This is a genomic window from Pseudomonas sp. Sample_22 (assembly GCF_004307635.1).
Classification (GTDB): Bacteria; Pseudomonadota; Gammaproteobacteria; order Pseudomonadales; family Pseudomonadaceae; genus Aquipseudomonas.
In genome coordinates this window covers 109,255-120,569 of sequence record NZ_RCNY01000015.1, presented here as the reverse complement: position 1 = coordinate 120,569, position 11,315 = coordinate 109,255, and the positions used below count along the sequence as shown (strand labels likewise).

Annotated in this window: 9 protein-coding genes; 4 read left to right on the top strand and 5 right to left on the bottom strand. The window is 60.2% G+C overall.

Annotated elements, in window-relative coordinates; genetic code table 11:
• Positions 1–460: 460 nt before the first annotated feature.
• On the bottom strand, positions 461–1,183 hold the full coding sequence (locus tag D8U73_RS03090; protein ID WP_130903709.1) for a pirin family protein: 723 nt from the start codon (positions 1,181–1,183) through the stop codon (positions 461–463).
• A gap of 223 nt (positions 1,184–1,406) precedes the next feature.
• Between D8U73_RS03090 and D8U73_RS03085 the strand changes: the two genes are divergently transcribed.
• Together D8U73_RS03085 and D8U73_RS03080 are read left to right on the top strand one after the other, a co-directional pair.
• Positions 1,407–2,357 carry a GlxA family transcriptional regulator gene (locus D8U73_RS03085; RefSeq protein ID WP_056853794.1) on the top strand — a complete coding sequence of 317 codons (951 nt, stop codon included), beginning with the start codon at positions 1,407–1,409 and terminating at the stop codon, positions 2,355–2,357.
• Between the two features lie 156 nt (positions 2,358–2,513).
• A complete protein-coding gene (locus D8U73_RS03080; RefSeq protein WP_130903708.1) occupies positions 2,514–3,977 on the top strand; it encodes a winged helix-turn-helix domain-containing protein in 1,464 nt (487 codons plus the stop codon).
• On the opposite strand, the gene D8U73_RS03075 is transcribed toward D8U73_RS03080, so the two are convergent.
• Positions 3,954–6,758 carry a winged helix-turn-helix domain-containing protein gene (locus D8U73_RS03075; RefSeq protein WP_130903707.1) on the bottom strand — a complete coding sequence of 935 codons (2,805 nt, stop codon included), beginning with the start codon at positions 6,756–6,758 and terminating at the stop codon, positions 3,954–3,956. The two genes, D8U73_RS03080 and D8U73_RS03075, sit on opposite strands and share 24 nt — an antisense overlap.
• 307 nt (positions 6,759–7,065) lie before the next feature.
• Between D8U73_RS03075 and D8U73_RS03070 the strand changes: the two genes are divergently transcribed.
• Positions 7,066–8,508: a catalase gene (locus D8U73_RS03070; protein ID WP_056853791.1), complete on the top strand. Its 1,443-nt coding sequence runs from the start codon at positions 7,066–7,068 to the stop codon at positions 8,506–8,508.
• 61 nt (positions 8,509–8,569) lie between these two features.
• Here D8U73_RS03070 and D8U73_RS03065 read toward each other — a convergent pair whose 3' ends face one another.
• Positions 8,570–9,022 (bottom strand): AraC family transcriptional regulator, encoded by a 453-nt coding sequence (locus D8U73_RS03065; RefSeq protein WP_056853790.1) that lies wholly within the window; start codon positions 9,020–9,022, stop codon positions 8,570–8,572.
• 158 nt (positions 9,023–9,180) lie between these two features.
• On the opposite strand from D8U73_RS03065, the gene D8U73_RS03060 reads away from it, so the two are divergent.
• On the top strand, positions 9,181–10,098 hold the full coding sequence (locus D8U73_RS03060) for a LysR family transcriptional regulator (protein WP_130903706.1): 918 nt from the start codon (positions 9,181–9,183) through the stop codon (positions 10,096–10,098).
• 94 nt (positions 10,099–10,192) lie between these two features.
• Here D8U73_RS03060 and D8U73_RS03055 read toward each other — a convergent pair whose 3' ends face one another.
• Together D8U73_RS03055 and pcsA are read right to left on the bottom strand one after the other, a co-directional pair.
• Positions 10,193–10,579: a DUF488 family protein gene (locus D8U73_RS03055; protein WP_056853788.1), complete on the bottom strand. Its 387-nt coding sequence runs from the start codon at positions 10,577–10,579 to the stop codon at positions 10,193–10,195.
• A gap of 3 nt (positions 10,580–10,582) precedes the next feature.
• Entirely contained in the window at positions 10,583–11,305 is a 723-nt protein-coding gene (gene pcsA / locus D8U73_RS03050; RefSeq protein ID WP_056853798.1) for a phosphatidylcholine synthase, read from the bottom strand.
• Positions 11,306–11,315 lie beyond the last annotated feature (10 nt).

Below are 11,315 nucleotides of genomic sequence, written 5' to 3'. Positions count from 1 at the left end.
GTGTTGACTGATCCACCGCTATCGCGAGCAGGCTCACTCCTACAGGGGATCTTCAGTGGTCGAAAATCCCGATCAAACCGGGATCCACTGTGGCTTGCCAGCGATGGCGGCCTGACAGCCGACCAATCTCCTGCGGATGTACCCAAGCCAATGGTAGGAGTGAGCCTGCTCGCGATGGCGGCTTCACGCTCAACAGGTGTGTTGACTGATCCACCGCTATCGCGAGCAGGCTCACTCCTACAGGGGATCTTCATTGGTCGAAAATCCCGATCACACCGGGATCCTCTGTGGGAGCTGGCTTGCCAGCGATGGCGGCCTGACAGCCGACCAATCTCCTGCGGATGTACCCAAGCCAATGGTAGGAGTGAGCCTGCTCGCGATGGCGGCTTCACATTCAACAGGTGTGTTGACTGATCCACCGCTTTCGCGAGCAGGCTCACTCCTACGAGTTTGATGCCTGTTATGGCATTTCAGGCAGTTCTTGCGCACGCAGATCGAACATCAGGACTTCAGCATCCACGCCGTTGCTCAAGGCCAGCACTTGCTCCTTGCGAACCCGCACGCCGTCGCCCTCCTGCAATGGCATGCCGTTGAGTTCGACGCTGCCCCGTGCCACATGCACGTAGGCATAGCGGTCAGCGGCCAGTTCCAGAGTGGCGCTTTCCTGGCCGTCGATCAGTGCCGCATACACCCGCGCATCCTGGCGCACCTTCAACGAACCCTTGGCGCCGTCGGGGGAGATGATCAACTGCAGGCGACCGCGTTTTTTCTGCGCGCTGAAGTGCTCTTGCTGATAGCGCGGTTTGGCGCCACTGACGTCGGGCACGATCCAGATTTGCAGGAAATGCACGGGACGGGTGGCCGAGTGGTTGTATTCACTGTGGGCCACGCCGCTGCCGGCACTCATCAGTTGCACGTCACCGGGGCGAATCACTGAACCGGTGCCCAGGGTGTCCTTGTGTTCCAGGGCACCTTCGAGCACGTAGGAAAAAATTTCCATGTCGCGGTGCGGGTGCTGACCGAAACCTTTTCCGGCTGCCACGCGGTCATCGTTAATCACCAGCAGGTCGGAAAACCCCTGTTCTTTCGGGTTACGGTAATTGGCGAAGGAAAAGGTGTGGAACGACTTCAACCAGCCATGGTTGGCCATGCCACGATCAGAAGCTTTGCGTAGGGTCAGCATGATGGAATCTCCTGCGGGGACGTTGATTCGTCCGAGTGAGGAGAAGGTTAATGGTTACTGGTTAGTGCAATAAGTAGATGAAAATTGAAATACTGTCTCTCTCAAGTTGACAGTAACCTGCAAACGATTCGCCATGTTTAAGGCATAATCACGACAAGCAACCCGTAGGGGCGAGCCGGTGTCCGGCAGAATTCCTCTCTTTTATTCCGGTGATTTTCGACCCATGAAAACCGTGGCAATGGTGCTGTTTCCCGACTTCCTGCTGCTCGACATGGCCGGCCCGATGGAGGTGTTTTCCATCGCCAATCGCTATCTGAAACCCGACGATCACTACGTATTGACCACCATTGGCACGGAGCCCGGCGCGTTGCGGGCCTCCAATGGTGTAAGCGTGCACACGGACCTGTCTATCGACCAGGCCTGTGACGGCTATGACTTGCTGCTGGTGCCCGGTGGCCCCGGCGCCTACAACGAAAAACATCCGCCATTGCTCGACTGGCTCAAGCACAACGTTGGCCGGTCGGCCGGATACGGCTCGATCTGCACCGGTGCGTTCGTGCTCGGGTATGCGGGGTTGCTCGACGGGTATCGGGTGACCACGCATTGGCATTACACCGAACGGCTGATCAAGGCTTTCCCGTCGGCCACCGTCGAAACCGACCAGATCTTCATCCAGGACCGTAACCTGATCACCTCCGGTGGTGTCACTGCCGGCATCGATTTGGCGTTGTCGGTGGTCGCCCGTGACCATGGCAAAAAAGTTGCGCAGGATGTGGCCAAGGTGTTGCTGGTGGTCATGAAGCGTCAGGGCGGGCAAGCGCAGTTCAGCCCGCTGATGGCCGCCGTGGCGCCCCAGGAAACGCCGATCACCCGGGTGCAGAATCACGTTCTCGAACACCTCGATGAAGCGTTCAGTATCGAACGCATGGCCAGTCTGGCGGCCATGAGCCCGCGTCACTTCGCCAGGGTTTTCGCCCGGGAAGTGAACATGACACCCATGGAGTTTGTGCAAAGTGCACGCATCGATTGTGCGAGAAACCTGCTGGAAACCACGGAACTGCCGCTCAAGACCGTAGCCTTCAAGAGCGGCTTCGGCAGCGTGCGGCACATGCGTTTTCTGTTCGGTGAAAAACTCGGACTGACCCCGACCCAGTACCGCGAACAATTCAGCTAGCGCCGTTGGCCGTTGCGCGCACCGTTATGGCCGTGACGCTCCCCCCGTAGCTGTTGTACCGTCACCGAGGCCTGCCAAGATAGCGTTGAACTCTTTGCATGGAAGGTACGGAGCCTGGACGGACTCACGTGCCGCTCAGGTTCCCGGTGGTGAAGCATGAACAGCCATAGAGATTTACCCGGCGACACGGTACTGCGCTTCGGTCCCTACGCGTTCCACCTCAATCAGCGACTGGTCCTGCACGGCGATCAGCCGCTTCGTTTGGGTGGCCGGGCGTTGGAAATCCTCCAGGTATTGCTCGAGCACGCAGGTTCGGTCGTGAGCAAGGAGGCGTTGATCGCTCGAGTCTGGCCGCGATCGGTCGTCGAGGAGATCAATCTGCGGGTGCACATTGCCGCGTTGCGCCGGGCCTTTCGCGACGGGCAAAACGGTGACTGCTACATCCTCACCATTCCCCAGCGTGGCTACAGTTTCGTCGCCTCGGTGCAGCAAGCATCGCAGCCAGTATCGATCGAAACCGCGCATCCACCCCGACACAACTTGCCTGCGCGACTGACTCAGGTCATCGGCCGCGATGCGGTGGTTGGCAGTCTGGTGCGACAGCTGCCGCTGCGGCGTCTCATGACCCTGGTCGGACCGTGTGGCATCGGCAAGACCACCGTGGCGTTGCGGGCCGCCGAATTGTTATTGCAACACTACCGCGACGGCGTTTGGCTGGTGGATATGGCGACGATCGACGATCCCGTGCAGGTGGTCGATCATCTGACCCGCACCCTTGGTCTGGGCAGCGGCACAACCCTGGAGACGTTGGGGCGATGGCATGCGCTGTTGATCCTGGATAACTGTGAGCATTTGCAGGACAGTTGCCGGACCCTGATCGAAGCGTTGCTGTGCTCGGCACCCCGCCTGTCGCTGCTGGTCACCAGTCGCGAACCGCTGTTGGCCACGGGGGAAATGCTTCTGCCATTGCCGCCTCTGGCGGTGCCACCCGCATCGGCGTTACGCAGTGTCGATGCGTTCATGGGCTATTCGGCGGTGCAGTTGTTCGTCAGTCGTGCCCGGGCTCGCCAGCAAGGTTTTGCTCTGCGAGAGCAGGATCTCAAGCGCGTGCGAGAAATTTGTCGACGGCTCGATGGCTTGCCTCTGGCGATTGAATTGGCTGCTGCGCAGATCGATGCGCTGGCACTGGTGGGATTGCAGGCGCAATTGGACAACTGTTTTCAACTGCTTACCCAGGGACGTCGCACCGCCGTGCCGCGGCACCAGACCCTCAAGGCCGCCCTCGACTGGAGTTACGAACGCCTGAGCCCGCAGGAGCAGACCGTGTTGCAGCGTCTGTCGGTATTCAAAACGGCGTTTACCCTGGAGGCGGCCAAAGGGGTGGTCAGCTGCGCCAGTGTGCAACCGGCGAGGCTGACACGCGTCATGGAAAACCTGGCGCTCAAATCGTTGTTGTCGCAGGAACAGGCCAAAGGCGTTTGTCGCTACCGCTTGCTCAATACCACCCGCCGTTATGCCCTGGAAAAACTCGAAGACAGCGGTGCATTGCAATCATTCGAAATGCGCTATGCCGGTTACCTCAGTCACGCGCAGTCCTCAAATCGGCAGATGGCCCTGTAGTTCGTCGAGCAAGCGCCGGGCGGCCTTCACGTCCGGCGTGGCATGACCTTCGCTGAAGCGCTGGTAGATCGGCGTCAGTAATGCCTGGGCTTGCCGGTAGCGACCCTGACGCTGCCAAAGCCGCGCCAGCGTGCTGGCGCTGCGCAGCTCCCAAGCCAGGGCACCCTGGGATTTCGCCACGTTTATCGCCTTGATCAGTACGGTTTCGGCGCTGCAGTTTTTCACCGGGCAATCGGCGGCAAGCAACGCATCGGCGCGGGCTCGCAAGATTTCCGCCGTGCTCCAGCCTGCGGCACCTGTGTCGGCGCGTTGCAGCAACTCGTCATCGACCAACGCGGTGTCCAGCGTGACCATGATTTCCTTGATCAGGCCGGTTGCTGCCCGGGGTGACGGCGCCGCCTCTGCGCTGACGATCACCTGCGCATAGTGTTGCGCCCAGGTGTAGAACAGCTGCACCGAATGCTTCTGCGCTTGCTCCAGTAGCAGGCGCAGTAACTCGCCGGCGGCGCGGGTATTGCCGTTGTAATGGGCGATCAGGCAGCCGGAGAGGGCGAGGGTGTAGCAGATCGAGGTGCCGTGGTTGATCTGCAACGCAATGTCCAAGGCCTGCCGCGCCGTGCGCCAGGCCTGTTCCGGTTGCCCCTGCAACCAGAGGATGCGTGCCAGGATAGTCAGGGCGGCGACACTCTGGTCGTATTGCACGCCAAAGCCATGGGTGAAACGGTTGAGATGGCCGCTGTGGGCCATACGCTGGAGCACTTGCTCAGCATTCATTCGCGCCCGTTGCTGGTCCCCGGCGAAGTGCAGGGCCAGGACACGCAAGCGATGCGTACTCAGCGACAGCAGCGGATCGCCGTCCAGTCCCAGTCGATCGAATTGCTGACTCTGTTGCAGCGCCATTTGATAGTTGCCACAACTGAGATTGACCGCCAGATGACCGGAAACGGCGCGCAACTCTCCCACCACGTCATTGCACTGTCTGGCCAGGGTGCGGGCGGTGACGAATGCGCCAATGGTTTCTGCACTGCCACCCTGGGCGTGATAGCAGGCGCTGCCGAGGGCCAGTTTCAGCGACATTTTCAGCGCCAGACAGGGCTCGGCTGCGGCGTCGAGCAAGGCCAGGGCCTTGCGCACGTAGCCGCCGTGTTCCTTGAGCAGCGACAGTTCCTGCCATAGGGGTGTGGAGGCGGCGGTCAAGCGGATCGCCAGCGCCGCGGGGCCACGCGCATTCAGGCCCCAATCGAGCGCTGCGCGGATGTCTTCCAGGCCACGGGCATAGCGTTCGATCCACACGGCTGTCGGAACGCGCTCCCAATCAGTCTGGGCCTGTTGCATCAAGGCCAGGCAGCGTACTGCGTGGCGTTCCCGGGTTGCAGGCAGCTCGCCAGCCTGTTCGAGTTTTTCCAGGGCGTAGCGGCGTGTGGTGTCGAGCAGGCGGTAGAACACCTCCTCGTCGCCGACGTCCACACTCAGCAGAGACTTGGCCACCAGTTGCGTGATCGAGGCAAACACTTCGCGCGGCTCGATCTGTTCGCCGACGATAACCGCCGCAGCCGACGCCAGGGTAAAGCCACCTCGGAACACTCCCAATCGACGCAGGCAAGTCTGTTCGCAGATGTTGAGCAACTGGAAGCTCCAGTCCAGCGTCGCGTGCAGCGTCTGGTGCCGGGCCAGCGTCGTCTGGCTGCTGTGGGTCAGCAGGCGAAAGCTGTCTTGCAGTTGCGTCAACAAACCGTCGAGGCCGAGGCTGGCGACCTGTGCTGCCGCCAGTTCCAGGGCCAATGGAATACCGTCGAGGCGCCGGCAGATGTCGATCACCAGCGGCAACTCGGCATCGCTCAGTTCGAAGCTGTCATGGCTGGCCATGGCGCGTTCGACGAACAGCTGCAACGCAGAAAAGGTCAGCGCCTGGGCGCGGTCCGGCTTGGCGACGGCAGGAGGGCAGTCCAGCGACTCCAGGCGCTGCACGTATTCGCCCTCGGCCCGCAGGCTCTCGCGGCTGGTCGTCAGAATATGTACCCGTGGTGCGCCGCGCAGCAGGCTTTCACAGAGCAGCGCCACGCTGTCGATCAGGTGTTCGCAGTTGTCGATCACCAGCAACATTTGCCGCTCGCGCAGGAAGTTCGCGAGACCGCTCAGGGGTTCGTTGTCGTGCAGGGACAGGTCGAGCAGTGCCGCCAGATGCCCGGCAATCAACCGCGGATCGTTGATGGGAGCCAGGTCGAGCAAACGAATGCCATCGCAGTAATGGCCGATCAATTGTTCGGCGACGCGCAGGGCCACGGTGGTCTTGCCGATGCCACCGGGGCCCACCAGCGTGATGAAGCGTTGCCGCGGCAGATGCGCCACCAGACTGTCGACCAACGCCTGGCGGCCGATCAGGCGGGTGCGACGCAAAGGCAGGTTATGGCCGTTCGATGGCGTGGCAGGGTTGGCCGGATGCAGCTCGGCCTGTTCCAGCGAGTAGGGCGCGACAAAACTGTACCCGCGTTGGGCCACGGTAACGATGTAGCGCTGTCCGGCCTGACCGTCGCCGAGGGCTTTGCGCAGGGCCGCCATGTGCACGCGCAGGTTGATGTCTTCAACCACGCTGTTGGGCCAGACATCGGCGATCAGTTGCTGCTTGCTGACCACGTTTCCCGCGTGCTTCAACAGGATCAGCAGAATGTCCATGGCCCGTCGACCCAGGCGCAGGGGTTGGTCAGCCTCCATCACCAGGCGCTGCTCGGGATAGATTCTGTAGGGGCCGAAATGCACAGCCCGCTCGTGGGAAAAGCTCAACGACTCACTCCTGCCTGCATCCGTCTAGTTCGCGGTTTGCGAGCATGTTCCCGAGATTTTTTCATTCCTGCAACGTGATCTCGGGATGACTGCCCGGTGCCTGTTTCGACTGCCGCGTACACGCCAAATCGATTGATCCGCATCGGGGCATCGGTCATCGCGCCAGCAAGATCCTGGAAAGGTTCTACGCTGAGTGTTTGCCCCGATGCGCCGACGGCGTTACCCAAGGGTTGTTAAATTCCGACGCGGACGAATATCTGCAGCGGTTTTCGCTCCTGATGAGCAGCAGTCCATTGAGAATCCACCGATGAAAAAGCTGACGAACGCCACCGGTGCCCCGGTCGCCGATAACCTCAATATCCAGACCGCCGGACCTCGCGGCCCGGCGCTCCTGCAAGACATCTGGTTGCTGGAAAAACTCGCTCACTTCGACCGCGAGCTAATTCCTGAGCGACGCATGCACGCCAAAGGCGCAGGTGCTTATGGCACCTTTACCGTGACCAATGACATCACTCGTTACACGAAAGCCAATATCTTCAGCTCGGTGGGCAAACAAACCCCGCTGTTCGTCCGGTTTTCCTCGGTGGCCGGTGAACGCGGCGCCGCGGATGCCGAACGCGACATCCGTGGTTTCGCCGTGAAGTTCTACACCGATGAAGGCAATTGGGACATCGTCGGCAACAATACCCCGGTGTTTTTCTTTCGCGATCCGCTGCGTTTTTCTGACCTCAACCACGTGGTCAAGCGTGACCCGCGTACCGGCCTGCGCAATGCCACCAGCAATTGGGATTTCTGGACCCTGCTGCCCGAGGCGTTGCATCAGGTGACGATTGTCATGAGTGATCGTGGGATTCCCACCAGTTTCCGCCACATGCACGGCTTCGGCAGCCATACCTTCAGTCTGATCGACCGTGACAATCAGCGGGTGTGGGTGAAGTTTCATTTCGTCTGCCAGCAAGGCATCGAAAACCTCTCGGATGCCGAGGCCGCCGTGGTGGTCGGCAAGGACCGGGAAAGCAATCTTCGGGATTTGTACGAGAGTATCGAACAGGGCCATTTCCCGCGCTGGAAACTGTGCATTCAGGTGATGGAAGAGGAGCAGGCCATCCACTATCGGCACAACCCGTTCGACTTGACCAAAGTCTGGCCACACGGCGAATTCCCGCTGATCGAAGTCGGCACCATGGAACTCAACCGCAACGCCGAGAACCATTTTGCAGAAATCGAACAAGCGGCATTTTCGCCCGCCAACGTGGTGCCCGGCGTCAGCTTCTCGCCGGACCGCATGCTGCAGGCACGGCTGTTTTCCTATGGTGACGCCCAGCGCTATCGACTGGGGGTGAACTTCAATCACATCCCGGTCAACGCACCGCGCTGCCCGCATCACAGTTACCACCGCGACGGCGCTATGCGCACCGACGGCAACCTTGGCGGCACGGCCAGCTATTTCCCGAACAGCGTCGGCGAATGGGAGGATTCCAAGGAGTTGTCAGAACCGCCGCTGCCGCTGGAAGGCTTTGCCCAGCACTATGATCATCGGCTTGAAGAGGATCATTACGAACAGCCGGGCAATCTGTTCCGTCTCCTGAACCCGGCGCGTCAGCAACTGTTGTTTGAAAACACCGCACGGGCCATGAATGGTGTTCCGCAGTTGATTCGTCAGCGGCATATCGATAACTGCACCAAGGCCGACCCGGCTTATGGTCGTGGTGTGGCCGAGGCGTTGGAGCGGCTGGTGCCGTTGGGCTGAAGCAACGCTTGAACCCCTGTAGGCGCGAGCCTGCAAACGATGGCTGACGGGCAGGCGACCTCTATGTCGAATGTGCCGGCTTCATCGCGAGCAGGCTCGCTCCCACAGGAGGGGTTATGTCCCGCATGACCCGACACCGCCAGGCAAAGGGATTGATCCCTTCGCTGCGGGTAAACATGTGACAGAAATGCGCCTGGTCGCAGAATCCGCATTCCAGGCTGATTTGCGTGAGGCTCAGGTCGGTATGTTGAATCAACCGCTTGGCGCGGGCGATGCGTTGCTGGCGAATCCAGTCCTGGGGCGAGTAACCGATGCTGGATTTGAAGGCGCGGGAAAAATGACTGCGTGACAATCCACAGGCCTGGGCCAGTTCAGTCACCTCCAGGGGTTCATCGAGGCGTTCGAGGATCAGTTGTCTGACCAACTGTTGGCGTTGAGGGCTGAGGCCACCGGCGTTTTTCTTTGGCGCTTCAGTGGCTGTCGCGCGGGCGGCGTTTTGCTGCAAGTGAGCCATGAACAATGTCCGTGTCGGTAGGCTTCATTCTTTGATCCCAGGGCTCTGGCTTGCGAGTTAATCGTTGTTAATTCCTTCTGTGCAGTGGGAAGTCTTGAGTAAAGTCAGACACAATCGTCACACTTGCGCCTGACTGAACTCACAAGGAACCCGTGTCTATGAACCGAAACGATCTGCGCCGCGTCGACATGAACCTGTTGGTGATTTTCGAAGCGCTGATGTTCGAAAAGAACCTGACCCGCGTTGCAGAAAAGCTGTTCATGGGCCAACCCGCGGTGAGTGCTGCCCTTGGCCGGTTGCGCGATCTGTTCGACGATCCATTGCTGTTGCGCAACGGTCGCGCCATGGAGCCCACCGCGCGGGCGCTGGTGATTCTCAAGGAGCTGCAACCGGCGATGGACGTGATTTCCGGAGCGGTCAGCCGGGCCAAGGAATTCGATCCGGCAACCAGTTGCGATGTGTTTCGCATCGGGCTGTCGGACGATGCCGAGTTCGGATTGTTTCCACCGTTGTTGCGTCAGTTGCAGGCAGAGGCACCGGGCATTGTCGTGGTGGTGCGGCGAGCCAATTACCTGCTGATGCCAGCGTTGCTGGCGTCCGGGGAGATTTCCGTCGGAGTCAGTTACACCACCGAACTGCCGGCCAATGCCAAGCGCAAGAAGTTGCGTGATATTCCTTGCAAAGTGCTGCGCGGAGACGACCGGCCTGGTCCTTTGACGCTTGACGAGTACTGCGCGCGGCCGCATGCAATGGTGTCGTTTTCCGGTGACCTGAGCGGCAATATCGATCTGGATCTGGCCAAAATCGGACGGTGCCGCAAGGTGGTGCTCGGGGTTCCGCAATTCAGCGGGTTGCGGGCATTGCTGGCGGGCACCGAGATGATAGCCACCGTGCCGGATTATGCAGCCTGCGCGCTGGTCGAAGGTTGCGGCTTGCGGGCAGAAGACCCGCCGTTCGAGATCGAGGCCGCCCAGTTGTCGATGGCCTGGAGCGGAGTGCATGACAATGATCCGGCGGAGCGCTGGCTGCGTTCGCGCATTAGCCAGTTCATGTCGGTGTCGTTGAACTCTCATTGATCTTGCGCAGGCATATCCGTCGCGGCAACAACGGATATGCCCGCAATGCAGTCATCGCAGCATTGCCCCTCGCACAACCTGAACCCCACCCAATCTAAATAACCTCAGCGCCGCGCATCGCCAGCAACTCGCGCAACACCGACCGATGACAATGCGCTTCTTCCTCGCAATAGCAGCCAACGGCCAGTGAAGTGTGATGAGAAAGCGCCGCCAGCAGATCTAGCAACTGGCTGGCAGCAGGCTGGTTCATTTCGGCTTTGAACTTGCGCTTGAAGGCTTGCCAGGCTTTTTCATCTTCGGCGGTCTGGGCTTGGTGCACCAGCGCCTGGCTGGGTGACAGCAATGGCTGCCATACATCGTAGAAATCCCGGCTGGCAAACTCGGCTTTTGGAACACCCCGGGGCGGGCGGCGCACAGTGCCCAGGCGCAGGCCTTCGCCGGGGCGGCGAGGTGAGCCAAGTCGAACGATATGGACCGGCATGGGTTATTTGAGCCGCGATCCGTCGAACCACTCCAGCGCCGTGCGCCAGAAGCAGATCCCCAGAAAATACGCCGACATCAGCAGCCACAGGCCCATCACCAACGGGTTGATCACCGGATGATTGATGACCAGTGACAAACTGCACAGCAACCAGATTGCAGTCACGGCAATGTTGATCGGCATGAAGCGCCGCACCCGGAATGGATGCAGGAATTTCATCCGGGTCAGTGTCAACAGGGCTAGGCCAATCACCGTGAGGAAGGTGATCCAGGGCGAAGGCGCGATGATGTACAGGCACAGGGCGACCACGTTCCACGCGGCGGGAAAGCCCTGGAAGTAGTTGTCTTTGCTTTTCATGTTGACGTTGCAGAAGCAGAACAGCGACGACACCAGGATCAGCGACACGGTCAGCAGCAGCGTGTAGTCCGGCAGCGGAATGTAGCGATAGATGAACAGTGCCGGAATGAACACGTAGGTCAGATAGTCGATCACCAGATCGAGAATCGAGCCGTCGAAGCTCGGCAACACCGACTGCACGTTGACCTTGCGCGCCAGCGCACCGTCCAGTCCGTCGACGATCAGGGCCACGCCCAGCCACAGCAGGCAACTGGTCGGCTGGTTATCCAGCAGGGCAAGCGTTGCGAGGAAGGCAGTGACCACGCCGGTAGCAGTGAATCCATGGGCACCCCATGCTTTGAGCCTGGCGATGTGTAAAGTTGAAATCACGGGGGCGTTC